This window comes from Providencia sp. 6390, assembly GCF_058148425.1.
This window is the reverse complement of record NZ_JBYVYL010000007.1, coordinates 49,004-65,609: the sequence shown is the minus strand read 5'-3', so window position 1 is coordinate 65,609 and position 16,606 is coordinate 49,004. Positions and strand designations below refer to the sequence as shown.

Below are 16,606 nucleotides of genomic sequence, written 5' to 3'. Positions count from 1 at the left end.
ATGCTATGCTAAAGTTCCCTTAATTAACAAGCTGAAGTTCGATATCTATGGTCAAAAAGCTTCTCTGGGCAGCGTTGTTAGGCCTATTAACCGCCTTGATTATTATCGTTGCGGTCCCTTCTTTACGCCCCCAAGGCTTAGCAGACTTGCTTTATGGCAAAATAGATAGTGAACCCGTCAGTTACAACAAAGCTGTACGCAAAGCGGCTCCCGCAGTTGTGTATGTCTATAGTAGCTCTAAAGGTAGCTTCTCACAGTCTGGTCGCGAACTAAAATCTCTCGGTTCAGGTGTGATCATGAGTGCAAATGGCTATATTATTACCAATAAGCATGTTGTTGATAACCCAGACCAAATACTAGTTGCTCTGCAAGATGGATCTATCTTTGATGCCTTGTTAGTTGGCTCAGATGCCTTGACTGATTTAGCAGTGTTAAAAATTGAAGCCGAAAACCTTCCTGTGATCCCAATTAATCAGCTACGCATTACCCATGTTGGCGATGTAGTGCTAGCGATTGGTAACCCATACAACATTGGGCAAACAGTCACACAAGGGATTATTAGTGCAACAGGACGCGTAGGATTAAGCTCAACCCGTCGGCAAAATTTTCTGCAAACCGATGCATCCATCAATTCAGGTAATTCAGGCGGCGCATTAATTAACAGCGAAGGTGAGTTAGTCGGTATTAACACCCTGTCGTTTAGCGCAGGCCAAGGTTTCAGCTCTGAAGGTCTTAGCTTTGCTATTCCAACCGCACTCGCTACCAAGATCATGGAAAAACTGATCCGTGATGGTAGAGTGATCCGCGGTTACATTGGGATCACAGCACGTGAATTACCACAAATTAGAACCAATAATAACAACATCGATCAGATCCAAGGCCTACGTGTTTTCCAGGTTTCCCCTAATGGACCAGCCGCTAAATCTGGCATTGTTCAAGGTGATATCATTTTGTCTGTTGATGGTAAACCCGCTGTTTCTGCCGCCGAAACAATGGATTTAGTCGCAGAAATCCGCCCCGGTAGCAAAGCTTCCGTCAAAATTTTACGTAATGGTGAGGTCAAAGATATTGATGTCATTATTGAAGAGATACCCGAAGGGCAAGCAGGATAAACCCTATTCCAAAGTCAAAAAAGTTGTTCACAATGGAACAACTTTTTTGTTTTGAGCTAAATATACGCTAAATAATTCAAGATGCAGCTGAACGCACTCACTTATATCTCACGAAAGGCGTTGCAACTTAACGTATAACGAGTATATCGTGAATAGCTTAATCTTCAGACTTAATGCGCTCAATATTAGCACCTAAGCCACGAAGCTTATCTTCAATGTGCTCATAGCCACGATCGATATGATAAATACGGTCAACTGTCGTGGTTCCTTCAGCAATACATCCAGCAATCACTAAGCTCGCTGAAGCACGTAAGTCAGTCGCCATTACTTGTGCACCCGTCAGTTTTTCAACGCCATGGCACAGTACAGTATTACTTTCAATTTCAGCATGTGCCCCCATACGGATAAGCTCTGGGATATGCATAAAACGGTTTTCAAAAATCGTCTCAGTGATCATGCCAGCACCTTCAGCCACTAAATTCAATAAGCTGAATTGAGCTTGCATATCCGTAGGGAAACCAGGGTGTGGCGCAGTACGTAACGTAACCGCTTTAGGGCGCTTACCTTCCATATCCAAGCTAATCCAATCTTCACCAACTTCAATTTTGGCGCCAGCCTCACGCAATTTTGCCAAAACAGCATCGAGTGTATCTGGGCATGCATTGCGACAAACCACTTTACCTTTTGATACCGCTGCGGCGATCAGGAAGGTTCCTGTTTCGATGCGATCAGGTAAAACACGATAAGTACCACCACCTAAGCGCTCAACACCTTCAATCACAATACGGTCTGTACCCGCACCAGTAATTTTAGCACCGAGTGTATTAAGGAAATTAGCCGTATCTTCAATTTCAGGCTCACGAGCCGCATTTTCGATAGTGGTTGTCCCTTCCGCTAGAGTCGCTGCGGTCATGATAGAAACCGTCGCACCTACGCTGACTTTATCCATCACAATACAAGCGCCTTTTAGACGGCCTTCAACGGTCGCTTTCACATAGCCGTCTTCTAAAACAATATGTGCGCCGAGTTGCCCTAATCCTGAAATATGCAAATCAACAGGGCGTGCACCAATCGCACAGCCACCTGGTAATGACACTTCGCCATGGCCAAAACGTGCAACCAAAGGTGCCAATGCCCAGATAGAGGCACGCATCGTTTTCACCAAATCATAAGGGGCACAGTATTCTGTGACATTACTTGCATCAACAAAAATTGAACCATTACGCTCAACTTTAGTACCTAATTGGTTCAAAAGTTTGATCGTCGTATCGATATCCCTAAGTTTAGGAACATTTTGTATTTCTACAGGCTCTTCAGCCAGCAGCGCAGCGAACAGAATTGGCAGTGCAGCATTTTTCGCACCTGAAATTGTTACCTCACCCTCAATACGGGTAGGGCCTTTAACTAAAAATTTATCCATTCGGTTAATCTCGTATTTTATATTTTAAATACTGTTCGCGGATCCGATTATTAAAAGCCGTTTAGCTTGCGATCGCGCGCCCACTCAGCAGGGGTATATGCTTTAATAGACAGGGCATGAATGCGATTGTCTGCAATATACTCCATTAATGGGGCATAAACAGCTTGCTGCTGTTTGACTCTGCTCATATTTTCAAACATGGTTCCGACGGCAATAACCTGAAAGTGGCTGCCATCACCATTAACAATCACCTCATCCAGAGATAGCTTATCCATCAATACTTGCTTTATTTCGTTGGTTTCCATATATGACTCAATTTATAATTTTCGCTTACTGACATAAATAGACGTCTATCCTAAAGGATCCATCGCCATTCTTAAACCAAAGAAAACGCCTCCGGTGCACAAAAACACGCAGAGGCGCCCTTTTTTACATAAATTGACTTAACTTAACAGTAATGATTTGACCCCATAGAGTTCCATTAATGTGGTTAAGTTATCACTCATACCGACGATACTGAGTGAACGTTTTTGAGTTGCAAACTCACCTTTGAGGCGCACTAACATAGCTAAACCTGTTGAATCAACATGCTCTAGGCCTGAAACATCAATTTGTTCAGTTTGAGCGACAAGTGACTCACGTTGTTCCCAAAACGCCAATAATGACTCCCGGCCAAGCGTGCCTGATAAACGCAAAGTCGATTGTGATACTTCCCACAACAATGCTTGGCTCATCAGATTAATTCTCTTCCAGTGTGATTGGCGCTTTTGCGTTCATTTCTAACTGTTTTGTTAAACCATCAATACCTTGTTTACGTAAAATATCACCCCACTCATTTTGTTTAGTGGTGATCATACTCACGCCTTCCGCAATCATATCATAAGCCTGCCAGTAGCCTGTTTTACTATTTTTACGCCATTGAAAATCAAGACGTACTGGTGGACGACCGTTAGGATCAAGGATAGTCACTCGAATAGCGACGATATTTTTATCACCAACTGGCTGCTCTGGTGCTATTTGATAAGTTTGACCGTGATACATCGCGAGAGCTTGACCATAAACCTGCTCAAGGTAAGCTTCAAAAGCCGTAAAGTAAGCGTCACGCTGTGCTGGCGTCGCATTCTTATAATAAGTACCTAACACTAAAGCCCCTGCATATTTAATTTGTACATATGGCAGTAACTCTTCACGCACAATAGTTTTAAGGTAATTAGGATCTTTACGAATTTGAGGCTGCTCATTCTTTAAACGAGTAAAGGTTTTTTCAGCCGCTTCATCCATCAGTTTATAGGGATTGGTTTGATCAATCGCCATTGCAAATGGTGCAATCGCTAGCATTGCTATCATCATTAAGCGTTTAAACATAATTTCTTCCTTCTAAATTCGTGTTAATGTCGAATCAATGCGCAGCAGGCGCTTCAGGTGCCGCAGCTGGTGCTGACGCAGCACCTTGGCTGTCACCACTCTTATACAGGAACTGCCCTATCAAATCTTCTAATACCATAGCAGGTTTAGTGTCTTCAATGCGGCCTCCATCTTTCAACGTCTCAATACCTAACTCTTCGCCCTCTGGACCAATATTCATCGCTATGTATTGTTCGCCTAATAAACCAGATGTCCGAATAGATAGTGAACTTGAATCTGGAATGTTGTCATATTCACTAAGCAAATCAATTTTCACATCAGGAACATAGTTTTCTTTGTTCAAGGTAATGCTAGCGACTCGCCCTACCACGACGCCCCCCACTTTCACTGGAGAACCTTCTTTTAAGCCACCAATGTTTTCAAAAGATGCTGATACTTGGTAAGTTGACTGGCTACCAATCGATTTCAAGTCAGCCACTTTCAGGCATAAAAAAATAATTGCCACAATTGCCAGCAACATAAAACAACCAACCCATATTTCACTTTTTTTACTTTGCATGACTTAGTTCCCAAACATCAGTGCGGTAAGTACAAAATCTAGACCTAGAACCGATAAAGAGGCATGTACCACGGTTCGTGTTGTGGCTTGGCTGATCCCTTCCGATGTCGGGATCGCATCATAACCATTGAACAATGCAATCCAAGTCACCGTAAATGCAAACACAAGGCTCTTGATAAAACAGTTCACTATATCCATACGCCAATCGATAGATGATTGCATTGAAGACCAAAAGAAGCCTTCATCAATCCCTTTCCAATCAACGCCAACTAATGCACCACCAAGGATCCCCACTGCAACAAAGATTAGTGATAACAATGGCATGCTAATAAAACCAGCCCAAAAACGTGGTGCAATCACCCGACGAAGTGGGTCGACGGCCATCATTTCAAGACTAGAAATTTGTTCTGTTGCTTTCATTAAGCCAATTTCAGCGGTTAATGCTGACCCGGCTCGCCCAGCGAACAATAGTGCAGTCACTACAGGGCCTAATTCACGTAATAGTGATAGCGCCACCATCATGCCAAGGCTCGCTTCAGCACTAAATGTGGTTAACACTAAATAACCTTGCAGCCCCAAAACCATACCGATAAATAGCCCCGATACCGCCACAATCAGCAATGATTGCACACCAACGGCATACAACTGTTTCACCAACAGCGGCCATTGTTTGGAAAATTCAGGTTTGCCAATTAATGAACGCAGCAGCATATAACCTGCTCGCCCAAAAGCCGCAAAAATTTCAATCCATCGACGTCCGAAGGCAGCGATTGCCTCTACTATCATCTTATTTTACCCTAATAAATCAGCCAGATAATCATTGGCGGGGAAACGGAATGGTACAGGCCCGTCAGCAATACCATCTAAAAACTGCCTAACACGTGGGTCTTGATTATTTCGCAATTCCTCCCCTGTGCCTTTCGCTATAACATGCTGTTGAGCCACAATATACGCTTTATCAGCAATACTCAGCACTTCAGGGACATCATGAGAAACCACCACACAGGTCACACCTAACGCCTGATTGAGCTCATCGATCAGTTTGACTAAAACCCCCATGGTGATGGGATCTTGCCCCACAAAAGGTTCATCAAACATGATCAAATCAGGATCAAGAGCTATTGCTCTCGCTAATGCAGCACGCCTCGCCATCCCGCCTGATAACTCAGAAGGCATTAAGCGCGCAGCGCCACGTAGGCCCACTGCTTCTAGTTTCATCATCACAGTGGTATGGATCAGCGATTCAGGTAGATTGGTATGTTCACGTAACGGAAATGCGACATTATTGAACACATCCATATCAGTAAACAAAGCACCTGACTGAAACAACATGCTCATCTTTTTACGTGATTGATACAGCTTTGAGCGTGATAAGCTAGGAATATTATCACCATCAAACCAAATTTCACCTTGGTTTGGGCGTAACTGCCCACCAATAAGACGCAATAAGGTTGTTTTACCAATCCCTGATGGCCCCATAATGGCGGTTATTTTGCCACGCGGTACGGTAAGGTTAATATTTTCGAATATTTTCCGGTTGCCGCGGGTAAAACACATGTCACGTACTTCGATTAAGTTGTCTGTCTGTGCTTGCATTTGTTTGATAGCTCACCACACCATAAATATTATTTTTTTGAAGCGCTAAGCGCGCAATTTTACCTAAAGATGAAATGAAAATCGTCTAATATCGCATCTAAGTTTATTAAAACTATTATAACGTGCTAAATGTGTCGTTGGTGTTCAAAATGTGTATTTATATGACTAACATATACATGAAACTGGGAAACTAATGCCAGTTAACCATTATTTTTACGTAATAAAAGCAGATAGCTCTTAGACTTTAAAAATTTGTTACCAGTTGAGAATACTCAATTTTCTTTTTTTGAGTTTAGTTTATGGTGCGGATCCCCAGCTTTTATTAAGCTAGCTACCGTTATCATTCATAAAAGTACAATTAATTCTCGACTGATTTGACAAAGCACTTACTGATAGTAAGTATTCGTTATACAATTCGCGCTCGCTAATCCGATTAACTGAAAAGCTACGCATGGAACAGAAAATGTCAAACATCGATTTTCAGCAAGTAGGTAAAGAAGTCCTCCATATCGAAAGTGAAGGTCTAAAAAACTTAGAACAATACATTAACGATGATTTTACTCGTGCCTGTCAGCTCATATTTGACTGCCAAGGGAAAGTTGTTGTCATGGGTATGGGGAAATCGGGGCATATCGGGCGAAAAATAGCTGCAACATTAGCAAGTACAGGAACACCTTCTTTCTTTGTCCATCCAGGTGAAGCCAGCCATGGTGACTTAGGCATGATCACCAATAAAGATATTGTGCTCGCCATTTCCAATTCAGGTGAGTCAGGTGAGATCCTCGCCCTGTTGCCTGTATTAAAACGAATTAAAGTGCCGCTGATCTGTATGACAAGTAACCCAAGTAGCAATATGGGTAAATATGCAGATGCACATTTGTGTATAAAAGTGCCACAAGAAGCATGTCCATTAGGACTTGCACCAACGACAAGTACCACCGCAACACTCGTCATGGGCGACGCGCTAGCCATTGCCCTATTGAAAGCCAGAGGCTTTACCGCTGAAGATTTTGCCCTTTCTCACCCCGGTGGCGCACTAGGACGCAAACTTTTACTTTTAGTTCGTGATTTAATGAACGTCGATGATGATATTCCACATATTCCCCAAACAGCCACGTTACGTGAAGCTTTAATTGAGATTACTCGCAAAAAATTAGGTATGACCGTAATTTGTGATGACGATATGAATATTGCTGGTATTTTTACTGATGGTGATTTACGTCGTATTTTTGATATGGGTATTGACCTAAATAATGCAAAAATAGCCGATGTCATGACTCGCGGTGGAATTAAAATCTCCCCAAATATTTTAGCGGTAGAAGCACTCAATCTAATGCAGTCTAAACATGTCACCTCACTGATGGTCGCTGAAGGTAATAAGCTCGTGGGTGTATTGCATATGCATGATCTTCTACAAGCTGGCGTTGTATAAAAGAAAGGAATGATGATGGCTCTTCATATTCAGGATACCTGTTACGGCCCTGTCGCTCAGTCTGTTTTACAAAAAGCAGCCAAAATTAAATTACTCATTTGTGACGTTGACGGTGTGATGTCTGATGGCCTTATTTATATGGGAAATAATGGTGAAGAGCTGAAAGCTTTTAATGTTCGTGACGGTTATGGTATTCGCTGTTTATTAACCTCTGACGTTGAGGTTGCTATTATTACTGGCAGAAAAGCGAAATTGCTTGAAGATCGCGCAGCAACATTAGGCATTACATATCTTTACCAAGGTCAGAGCGATAAGCTTTTGGCGTATCATCAACTGTTAGATACACTGCAGTTAACAGAAGAAGAAATAGCCTATATTGGTGACGATCTCATTGATTGGCCTGTAATGGCAAAAGTTGGGCTTTCTGTTGCCGTTGCAGATGCACACCCGCTCCTGCTACCAAAGGCGGATTACGTAACACGTATCGGTGGAGGTAAAGGGGCTGTCCGTGAGCTTTGTGACCTAATACTACTGGCACAAGGTAAACTTGAAGAAGCTAAAGGCTTATCGATTTAAGGTTATTGATTAAAAGGTTATTAGTTAAAAAACATATCCATGAGCAACGCTAAAAAGTGGTTAATCATCCTGTTATCATTGATTGCGCTTGGTTTGATCGGTTGGAACCTAGCTGGTAATGATACCGAAGCACCTGTTAATAATGTGCTCGACAACGCTCAACCTAATTATCAAACTGATGATTCAGTGACATTCGTCTATAATCCAGTAGGCGATTTGGCCTATAAGTTAGTATCAGATAAAATTGATAATTACACAGCAAATAAAGTGACTTGGTTCACCAATCCTGTTTTAACAACCTATAACGAAGCAGGTGTACCAACTTGGACTGTGCGTTCACTGAAAGCTAAATTGACGAATGATAGAGTTCTCTATCTCTATGATGATGTCCAAGTGGATAGTTTAAGCCCTGACTCTCAAATTCAGCGTATTTCAACGCAAAATGCGATTGTGAACTTAATAACTCAAGATGTTTCATCGGATGATAAAGTCACTATCATCGGGCAAGGTCTTAATTCAACGGGTTTAAAAATGCGCGGTAACCTGCGTTCAAGAACCGCAGAGTTAATTGAAGATGTCAAAACTCATTACGTGCTACAAAAAGAAGAGCAAAAAAATGAATCAAGTAAATAAAAAGCGTTTTATTCAAGGAGCTGTTGCCAGCGCAATTCTTGCTCTTAGCGTACCTGCTTTCGCATTAAAAACAGATACGCAACAGCCAATGACCATTAACTCAGTCAAGCAATCCCTTGATTTAGAAAAAAATGTCACCACATTTACAGATGACGTCATCATAAAACAAGGTTCGATTGATATCAGAGCTAACAAAGTCGTTGTCACACGCCCAAGCAGTGATTCCGACAAAATTACCATTGAAGCTTTTGGTACACCAGTGACCTTTTATCAGTTACAAGATGATGGCAAACCTATCAAAGGCCATGCGCTGAAAGCGCGCTATGAAGTTGATAAAGAACTTTTGACACTAACAGGTGATGCCTATCTTGAGCAGCTAGATAGCAATATCAAAGGTGATAAGATCACCTATGTTGTTCCAACTCAGCAAATGGAAGCGTTTAGTGACAAAGGTAAACGCGTAACAACAGTATTATTGCCATCACAGCTACAAGAAAAAGGCCCAGCGGCAAACAACGGAAAGAGTAAATAATCGTTATGGCGACACTAACCGCAGAAAATCTGGCAAAAGCATATAAAAAACGCAAGGTGGTTGAAGACGTCAGCCTTGAGGTGAAATCAGGTGAAATTGTTGGCCTGCTAGGCCCTAATGGCGCCGGTAAAACCACCACTTTTTATATGGTGGTCGGAATAGTCCAGCGGGATGCAGGCAAGATTACCATTGATGGTGAGGATATCAGTCTTCTACCATTACATGAACGCGCACGTCGTGGTATTGGCTACCTTCCACAAGAAGCCTCTATTTTTCGTCGTCTGAGTGTTTATGATAATCTAATGGCAGTACTGGAAATTCGCCATGACTTAAACTCAGAGCAACGTAAAGAGCGTGCTGAAGAGTTGATGGAAGAATTTAGCATCACCCATTTGCGTGATAGCGTTGGTCAATCCTTGTCTGGTGGCGAACGTCGCCGTGTTGAAATCGCTCGAGCTCTCGCAGCAAACCCGAAATTTATTTTATTAGATGAGCCGTTTGCAGGGGTTGACCCCATTTCAGTATTGGATATCAAAAAAATTATCCAACACTTACGTGATTATGGTTTAGGTGTTTTGATCACTGACCATAACGTACGTGAGACATTAGATGTCTGTGAAAGAGCTTATATTGTAAGCCAAGGCCATTTAATTGCCCACGGTACCCCTGAAATGATCCTCGAAAACGAGCAAGTAAAACGCGTCTATTTGGGAGAAGGTTTCCGTCTATAATTTATCGTATTAGAGGGAGAAAAAAGTATTCATGAAGCAAAGTTTGCAGCTCAGAATCAGTCAGCAATTGGCAATGACGCCTCAGTTGCAGCAAGCCATCCGCTTGTTGCAATTATCTACGCTTGAGCTACAACAAGAAATACAACTTGCACTAGAAACGAACCCGCTTCTAGAGCAAGAGGAAAATGCTTCAGAACTAGAATCCCTCGACAGCCTTGAAACAAGTGCCGATAGTAGTGAAATGGATACTAAAGAAGCACTCGAAAAAAATGACATGCCTGATGAGTTGCCTCTTGATACAAATTGGGATGAAATTTATACCGCGGGCACGCCTTCAGGCACGAGTAACGACTATAGCTTTGATGAATTACCAATTTATCAAGGGGAAACCACGCAAACCCTGCAAGACTACTTAGTTTGGCAGTCTGAATTGACTCCTTTTACTGAAACGGATCGTGCCATTGCCACAGCAATTATTGATTCGATTGATGATTCAGGTTATTTAACAACACCGATTAGCGATATCCATGAAGGGATCGACAATCCTGAGATCACCCTTGAAGAGGTGATTGCAGTACTAAAACGTATTCAACACTTCGATCCTCTGGGCGTCGCTGCGCAAGATCTTAAAGAGTGTTTGCTGATCCAATTGTCTCTTTACCCAAAAGAAACGGAAGGATTGGCTGAAGCGCGAACAATTATTAGTCAGCATATCGATCTATTAGCTAATCGTGATTTTCGTCAACTCAGTAAGCTGACTCGATTAAAAGAGGACGCACTAAAAACAGCGATTGATTTAATATTAACGCTGAACCCAAAACCGGGGCAATCCATCAATACTGGAGAGTCTGAATATGTCATTCCTGATGTTCTAGTGAAAAAAATCAGTGGACACTGGCAAGTTGAATTAAATACAGATAGCATTCCTAAACTAAGCATAAATAACCACTATGCTTCTTTGATAAAAGATTCAGTAAACGAAAGTGATTCGCAGTATATTCGTAGTAATTTACAAGATGCAAAATGGTTGATTAAAAGCTTAGAAAGCCGCAATGAGACCTTGCTAAAAGTAGCTTCTTGTATTGTTGAGCAACAACAAGAATTCTTTGAATATGGTGATGAATACATGAAACCCATGATACTCGCAGATATTGCGTATCAAGTGGATATGCATGAATCGACGATATCAAGAGTGACAACTCAAAAGTTTCTCCATAGCCCTAGGGGAATTTTTGAGTTGAAGTATTTTTTCTCTAGTCACGTGAGCACCGATACAGGAGGAGAAGCCTCCTCGACAGCAATACGTGCATTAGTGAAAAAACTGGTTGCTGCTGAGAACCCAGCAAAACCATTGAGTGACAGCAAACTGACTAGCATGCTAGCCGAACAGGGCATTCAGGTTGCACGTCGGACTGTCGCTAAGTACCGTGAATCGTTATCTATTCCGCCCTCAAACCAACGTAAAAAATTGGTTTAATTGAAAAAATAAGGAAGATTGTATGGAATTTCAGATTACTGGACACAATATCGAAGTCACCCCTGCATTACGCGAAACTGTTGAGAAAAAAGTCAGAAAATTGGAGCAATTATTTGACCGAATCAACGGCATTCAGGTCGTTCTGAAAGTTGAGAAAGTTCAGCAAATTGCTGAAGCAACGGTGCAGGTTAATGGTGCAGAACTCCATGCGTCAGCCGAAGAAAATGATATGTACGCTGCAATCGACCAACTGGTAGACAAACTGTCACGCCAATTAACTAAACACAAAGAAAAACTGAGACAACATTAATACATTTATAGCGCAATCACAGTGTATCGTGATAAGTCGCAAATAAATGGTCAAACCAGCTAGTGGTATGCCGCTAGCTGGTTTTGTAGTCCTAAGCGAACAATAAAATGAACAGTGATATAGAAATCCAATTAAGCGCCGTATTATCTCCAGCATGTACACGTAACAATCTTGTTTGCACCAGCAAAAAAAGAGCGTTAGAGATTATTAGTGAACTGGCTGCCGCAGAGTTGGGATTACCGGAAAATACGGTATTTGAAGCATTACTTACCAGAGAAAAAGTAGGTACAACTGGCATTGGCGGAGGGATCGCCATTCCTCATGGCAAGCTTGCTGACGGGGAACACACACAGGCTGTTGGCGTTTTTTTACATTTAGAAGAACCTATTGCTTTTGATGCAATAGATAACCAACCTGTTGATATCTTATTTGCTTTATTAGTGCCAGCCGATCAATGCAAAACGCACTTACACACGCTTTCCTTAATCGCTAAAAAGCTGGCTGACAAATCATTCTGTAAACGATTGAGATCTGCTCAAAGCGATGCAGAGCTGTATAGTATAATCACTGAGTAAGTTATAATTAAAATACTTTACCATCACAGGGTTACATGTGTATGAATTTTTGATATTTTATTCAACTATACACGGTGATGTACTGATAAGTAACCAAAAGATCTATTCACTATCGGGGTCATAAGATCGCCGAAAAGAAATAAAAGGGAGTTAGCTCATGGTGCTGATGATTGTCAGCGGCCGTTCCGGTTCGGGGAAATCCGTTGCCTTACGTGCGCTGGAAGATATGGGTTTCTATTGTGTAGATAACCTGCCGGTGGTGCTGCTTCCAGAACTGGCCAATTCACTCGCAGATCGTAATATTTCAGCTGCAGTGAGCATTGATGTGCGTAACATGCCAGATAACCCAGAGATCTTTGAAGAAGCGCTAGATAGATTACCTGCTAGCTTTTCGCCTCAGTTACTGTTTCTGGACGCAGATCGCAACACATTGATCCGCCGTTACAGCGATACACGCAGGTTACACCCTCTTTCAAGTAAAAACTTATCACTTGAAAGTGCTATTGACGAAGAAAATGAATTACTCGAGCCACTACGTTCACGTGCGGATCTCGTCATAGATACTTCTGAAATGTCAGTGCATGAATTAGCTGAAATGCTCAGAACACGTTTAATGGGCAAACGTGAACGTGAACTGACTATGGTCTTCGAATCATTTGGCTTTAAACATGGTATCCCCATCGATGCAGACTATGTCTTTGATGTGCGCTTTTTACCGAATCCGCATTGGGATCCCAAATTGCGCCCAATGACTGGTCTTGATCGCCCAGTTGCGGCGTTCCTCGATCGGCATACAGAAGTGCATAACTTTATTTATCAAACACGCAGTTACCTTGAGTTATGGCTACCAATGCTAGAAACCAATAACCGCAGCTATCTCACTGTTGCTATTGGCTGTACGGGGGGTAAACACCGTTCGGTCTATGTCGCAGAGCAACTCGCCGATTATTTTCGCTCACGGGGCAAAAACGTACAGTCCCGCCACAGAACATTAGAAAAGCGTAAGTAATGGCACTAAAAGCCACGATTACCTTAAAAAATCGGCTGGGTATGCATGCCCGGCCGGCAATGTTACTTTATGAATTAGTTAAAAAATTTAACTCTAGGGTTATTTTACGTAATAATAATAACATTGAGGCTGAAGCCGATAGCGTTATTGCAATGTTAATGCTAGACTCGGAGCAAGGTAGTACTATTGATATTGAGGTTAGCGGCCCTGATGAACATCAGGCTTTATCTGCGATTATTGACCTATTTGAAAGTGGGTTTGACGAAAGTTAGCATTATCAGCTAATGACTAGTGAACTAAATATCAATTGTTTTACAAAAAACGGCTCATAGATCGTGATCACGATCTCTTCCCTTCGAAGCATGAAGAGCCTAATATTTCATACAAATAAATTTACACTCTGAATAATTCAATGTGCGGCTAGGCACAAGTGAACGAGTCGCTAAGAGCATACACAAGTGTGTGACGGGTGCGAGTGAGTGAAATCACTTATACCTTAACGAAAAGCGCTGCAACTTGAAGTATGACGAGTAGATACTCTAAATAATTCGAGGTGCGGCTAGGCGACAAGTGAACGAGTCACTAGGAGCATACATAAGTATGTGACTGGTGCGAGTGAGTGAAGTCAACAACGCTGCAACTTGAAGTATGACGAGTACCCATATTATTGCGACACCCCCTACCTTACAAGGGTGGGGGGTGTTTGCTTTGTACGTTTCTATTGGAGTGTGGTATGACAAAGCCAACAATTATTATTAATGATTTAGATGCAGAACGCCTAGATGCGCTGTTAGAACAAGCTGCTTATGCAGACACCCCTGTTGCAGAAGCCCTGAATGATGAACTTGATCGTGCAGACATCGTATCGCCTCAAGAAATTCCTGCTGATGTGGTTACAATGAACAGTACGGTTCGTTTTCTTGATTTGATCAGCAATGAAGAACGCACGCGTACTCTCGTTTATCCAGCCTCACTGAAAGACAGTGCTGAGCAGCTTTCTGTCATGGCGCCAATCGGCGCTGCCCTGCTGGGCCTACATGTGAATGATGAAATCAGTTGGGCACTGCCTAACGGCGTTGAAACACGTGTAAGAGTACTGGAAATTATTTATCAGCCAGAAGCTGCCGGTGAGTTCCACCGTTAATATTAGTGAGTATTGGCTGCTAGATTAGGCACTCACCTGAGTGCCTTTTGTGTTTTAAATTCTAAAGGAAATTACTCCCCCGCAATACTCATTTCAGGTAGTAACACTGAGCCACATTGAATGTTACTGCGAGTTTCAATATCATCAGCAATAGTGACGATATTTGCCCACATATCCTTTAAATTACCCGCAATGGTAATTTCACTCACTGGATATTGGATCACACCATTCTCTACCCAAAAACCAGAGGCGCCGCGTGAATAATCTCCGGTAATACCGCTCACGCCTTGCCCCATCAGTTCGGTAACAACAAGACCCGTTCCCATTTGTTTTAGCAATGCATCAAATGATAGCCCTTGACCTGCAATGCGCCAGTTATGAATACCACCAGCATGGCCAGTACTTTGTAAGCCTAGTTTTCTCGCTGAATAAGAGGTCATTAACCATGTTTGCAGTACGCCATTTTCGATAATATTGCGTTCTGTGGTACGAACACCTTCACTATCAAATGGAGAAGAGGCTAAGCCACCCATTAAATGAGGTTGCTCATTAATCGTTAACCAATCAGGTAAAATTTGTTTACCCAAACTGTCTAATAAGAAAGAGGATTTACGGTAGATACTGCTACCGCTAATCGCACCAACAAGGTGACCGAAAAGCCCTGTCGCGACTTCTGCGGCAAAAATTACAGGCGCCTTCATCGTAGGCAGTTTTCTTGGCGATAAACGAGATAGTGTACGACGAGCGCACTCTTGACCAACCCACTCAGGTGATTTCAATGCCTCTAAGCTACGCCCAATAGTGTAGGCATAGTCACGCTCCATTTCACCATTTTCTTCGGCGATCACGCAGCTAGACATTGAGTAGCGGCTTGAACAATAGCTTTGTAGCATACCATGTGAGTTACCGAACACACGCACCCCATAATGGCCATTAAAGCTACCGCCTTCAGTATTCACAATACGTGAGTCCACATTAAGTGCCGCCATTTCAGCTTGTGAGGCATATTTAATCGCTTGTTCAGGTGTTAGGTTACTGGCTTGAAAAAGCTGTAAATCAGGCGCTTCAAAAGCGAGAAGTGATTTTTCAGCAGGACCAGCACAAGGATCTTCTGATGTATAGCGAGCAATATCAACTGCCGCTTGTACGGTACGTTCAATGGCTTCTGGGCTTAAATCCGTTGATGATGCACTACCTTTGCGTTGATTATGATAAACGGTGATCCCTAATGCTCCATCACTGTTAAATTCAACATTTTCAACCTCACCTTGGCGGGTGCTTACACTGATCCCAGTACTTTTATTCACGGCAACTTCAGCGGCATCACAACGGCTTTTGGCAAATGAGAGTGCTTGTGCAACTGCTTCTTCCAAATTTTTGCGTTGTTCGTTGACTTGTTCAGTTAAATTCATGTACTCAATCCAAATTAAATAAGGTAAAAGGCTGTTTTTTTTACACCAACACACAATGTCGGGTAGTCATCAGGGCTTTTTCCCAGTTACAATAGTATATATTCAATGTTAACACCCACAACGTAGCAGGTCATGTAAATTACTGCGCTGCGTACTGTAAAAAGGAAATCGATATGGCCAAACAGCCTGAAGACTGGCTGGATGATGTCCCAGCGCCGCAAGAAGAAGACGATGATGAGATCATTTGGGTCAGTAAAAGTGAAATTAAACGCGATGCTGAGGTGCTTAAAAAGCTGGGAGCTGAATTGGTTGAATTGAGTAAAAGCGAGCTGGAACGTATCCCTCTCGATAGCCAGCTACTTGATTCAATTGAGCTTGCACAAAAGATTAAACGTGAAGGTCGTCGTCGCCAACTGCAATTTATTGGTAAATTGTTGCGTGCTCGCGATGTAGAGCCAATCACCGAAGCACTAGACAAGCTGAAAAACCGCCATAATCAGCAAGTGGTTATCTTACATAAGCTTGAAGACTTGCGTATTCGATTAGTTGAAGGCAATGACGATGTGATCGAAGAAGTAGTTGCTCTCTTCCCACATACCGATAGGCAACAGCTGAGGGTATTAGTGCGTAATGCCAAAAAAGAACGCGAAGCCAATAAACCACCAAAAGCCTTCCGCCAGATCTTTCAATACCTCAAAGAGTTATCGGAAAGCGCCTAACAGC

Annotated in this window: 21 protein-coding genes; 13 read left to right on the top strand and 8 right to left on the bottom strand. The window is 42.4% G+C overall.

Annotated features, from left to right (window positions below):
• Nucleotides 1–47 precede the first annotated feature (47 nt).
• Nucleotides 48–1,112: an outer membrane-stress sensor serine endopeptidase DegS gene (gene degS, locus AC3Z9T_RS15015; RefSeq protein ID WP_490126914.1), complete on the top strand. Its 1,065-nt coding sequence runs from the start codon at nt 48–50 to the stop codon at nt 1,110–1,112.
• 157 nt (nt 1,113–1,269) lie between these two features.
• Here degS and murA read toward each other — a convergent pair whose 3' ends face one another.
• From murA to mlaF, 7 genes are all read right to left on the bottom strand, one after another.
• Complete coding sequence (murA, locus tag AC3Z9T_RS15010) at nt 1,270–2,532, bottom strand: UDP-N-acetylglucosamine 1-carboxyvinyltransferase (protein ID WP_490126913.1); 1,263 nt, start codon at nt 2,530–2,532, stop codon at nt 1,270–1,272.
• 50 nt (nt 2,533–2,582) lie between these two features.
• Nucleotides 2,583–2,837 carry a BolA family iron metabolism protein IbaG gene (ibaG, locus tag AC3Z9T_RS15005; RefSeq protein ID WP_070928937.1) on the bottom strand — a complete coding sequence of 85 codons (255 nt, stop codon included), beginning with the start codon at nt 2,835–2,837 and terminating at the stop codon, nt 2,583–2,585.
• A gap of 138 nt (nt 2,838–2,975) precedes the next feature.
• Nucleotides 2,976–3,266 (bottom strand): lipid asymmetry maintenance protein MlaB, encoded by a 291-nt coding sequence (mlaB, locus tag AC3Z9T_RS15000; protein WP_490126912.1) that lies wholly within the window; start codon nt 3,264–3,266, stop codon nt 2,976–2,978.
• Between the two features lie 4 nt (nt 3,267–3,270).
• Entirely contained in the window at nt 3,271–3,897 is a 627-nt protein-coding gene (gene mlaC / locus AC3Z9T_RS14995; RefSeq protein WP_490126911.1) for a phospholipid-binding protein MlaC, read from the bottom strand.
• 34 nt (nt 3,898–3,931) lie between these two features.
• Nucleotides 3,932–4,456 (bottom strand): outer membrane lipid asymmetry maintenance protein MlaD, encoded by a 525-nt coding sequence (gene mlaD, locus AC3Z9T_RS14990; protein ID WP_490126910.1) that lies wholly within the window; start codon nt 4,454–4,456, stop codon nt 3,932–3,934.
• Nucleotides 4,457–4,459: 3 nt separating this feature from the next.
• Nucleotides 4,460–5,242 (bottom strand): lipid asymmetry maintenance ABC transporter permease subunit MlaE, encoded by a 783-nt coding sequence (mlaE, locus tag AC3Z9T_RS14985; RefSeq protein ID WP_490126909.1) that lies wholly within the window; start codon nt 5,240–5,242, stop codon nt 4,460–4,462.
• Between the two features lie 6 nt (nt 5,243–5,248).
• Complete coding sequence (gene mlaF, locus AC3Z9T_RS14980; RefSeq protein WP_490126908.1) at nt 5,249–6,052, bottom strand: phospholipid ABC transporter ATP-binding protein MlaF; 804 nt, start codon at nt 6,050–6,052, stop codon at nt 5,249–5,251.
• A 463-nt stretch (nt 6,053–6,515) separates the two neighbouring features.
• Here mlaF and kdsD point away from each other — a divergent pair, with 463 nt between their 5' ends.
• The 11 genes from kdsD to rnk all read left to right on the top strand — a co-directional run bounded on the left by kdsD (nt 6,516) and on the right by rnk (nt 14,471).
• A complete protein-coding gene (kdsD, locus tag AC3Z9T_RS14975; RefSeq protein ID WP_490126907.1) occupies nt 6,516–7,484 on the top strand; it encodes an arabinose-5-phosphate isomerase KdsD in 969 nt (322 codons plus the stop codon).
• Nucleotides 7,485–7,499: 15 nt separating this feature from the next.
• Nucleotides 7,500–8,060: a 3-deoxy-manno-octulosonate-8-phosphatase KdsC gene (gene kdsC / locus AC3Z9T_RS14970; RefSeq protein ID WP_490127086.1), complete on the top strand. Its 561-nt coding sequence runs from the start codon at nt 7,500–7,502 to the stop codon at nt 8,058–8,060.
• A gap of 39 nt (nt 8,061–8,099) precedes the next feature.
• Nucleotides 8,100–8,693 carry an LPS export ABC transporter periplasmic protein LptC gene (gene lptC / locus AC3Z9T_RS14965; RefSeq protein ID WP_490126906.1) on the top strand — a complete coding sequence of 198 codons (594 nt, stop codon included), beginning with the start codon at nt 8,100–8,102 and terminating at the stop codon, nt 8,691–8,693.
• Nucleotides 8,677–9,225 (top strand): lipopolysaccharide ABC transporter substrate-binding protein LptA, encoded by a 549-nt coding sequence (lptA, locus tag AC3Z9T_RS14960; protein ID WP_490126905.1) that lies wholly within the window; start codon nt 8,677–8,679, stop codon nt 9,223–9,225. Before lptC ends, lptA begins: the two co-directional genes overlap by 17 nt.
• 5 nt (nt 9,226–9,230) lie before the next feature.
• On the top strand, nt 9,231–9,956 hold the full coding sequence (gene lptB, locus AC3Z9T_RS14955; protein ID WP_490126904.1) for an LPS export ABC transporter ATP-binding protein: 726 nt from the start codon (nt 9,231–9,233) through the stop codon (nt 9,954–9,956).
• 31 nt (nt 9,957–9,987) lie between these two features.
• Nucleotides 9,988–11,433, top strand: a complete 1,446-nt coding sequence (gene rpoN / locus AC3Z9T_RS14950; protein ID WP_490126903.1) for an RNA polymerase factor sigma-54 — start codon at nt 9,988–9,990, stop codon at nt 11,431–11,433.
• Nucleotides 11,434–11,455: 22 nt separating this feature from the next.
• On the top strand, nt 11,456–11,743 hold the full coding sequence (hpf, locus tag AC3Z9T_RS14945) for a ribosome hibernation promoting factor (RefSeq protein ID WP_490126902.1): 288 nt from the start codon (nt 11,456–11,458) through the stop codon (nt 11,741–11,743).
• Nucleotides 11,744–11,850: 107 nt separating this feature from the next.
• The gene (gene ptsN, locus AC3Z9T_RS14940; RefSeq protein WP_490126901.1) at nt 11,851–12,318 is read left to right on the top strand and encodes a PTS IIA-like nitrogen regulatory protein PtsN; all 468 of its coding nucleotides are present in this window, start codon (nt 11,851–11,853) and stop codon (nt 12,316–12,318) included.
• Between the two features lie 157 nt (nt 12,319–12,475).
• Entirely contained in the window at nt 12,476–13,327 is an 852-nt protein-coding gene (rapZ, locus tag AC3Z9T_RS14935) for an RNase adapter RapZ (protein ID WP_154624894.1), read from the top strand.
• On the top strand, nt 13,327–13,599 hold the full coding sequence (gene npr / locus AC3Z9T_RS14930) for a PTS phosphocarrier protein NPr (RefSeq protein ID WP_490126900.1): 273 nt from the start codon (nt 13,327–13,329) through the stop codon (nt 13,597–13,599). Before rapZ ends, npr begins: the two co-directional genes overlap by 1 nt.
• Before the next feature lie 461 nt (nt 13,600–14,060).
• Nucleotides 14,061–14,471 carry a nucleoside diphosphate kinase regulator gene (gene rnk / locus AC3Z9T_RS14925; protein ID WP_490126899.1) on the top strand — a complete coding sequence of 137 codons (411 nt, stop codon included), beginning with the start codon at nt 14,061–14,063 and terminating at the stop codon, nt 14,469–14,471.
• Between the two features lie 71 nt (nt 14,472–14,542).
• Here rnk and pmbA read toward each other — a convergent pair whose 3' ends face one another.
• Nucleotides 14,543–15,883, bottom strand: a complete 1,341-nt coding sequence (gene pmbA, locus AC3Z9T_RS14920; protein ID WP_490126898.1) for a metalloprotease PmbA — start codon at nt 15,881–15,883, stop codon at nt 14,543–14,545.
• Between the two features lie 173 nt (nt 15,884–16,056).
• On the opposite strand from pmbA, the gene yjgA reads away from it, so the two are divergent.
• Nucleotides 16,057–16,602 (top strand): ribosome biogenesis factor YjgA, encoded by a 546-nt coding sequence (gene yjgA, locus AC3Z9T_RS14915; protein ID WP_490126897.1) that lies wholly within the window; start codon nt 16,057–16,059, stop codon nt 16,600–16,602.
• Nucleotides 16,603–16,606 lie beyond the last annotated feature (4 nt).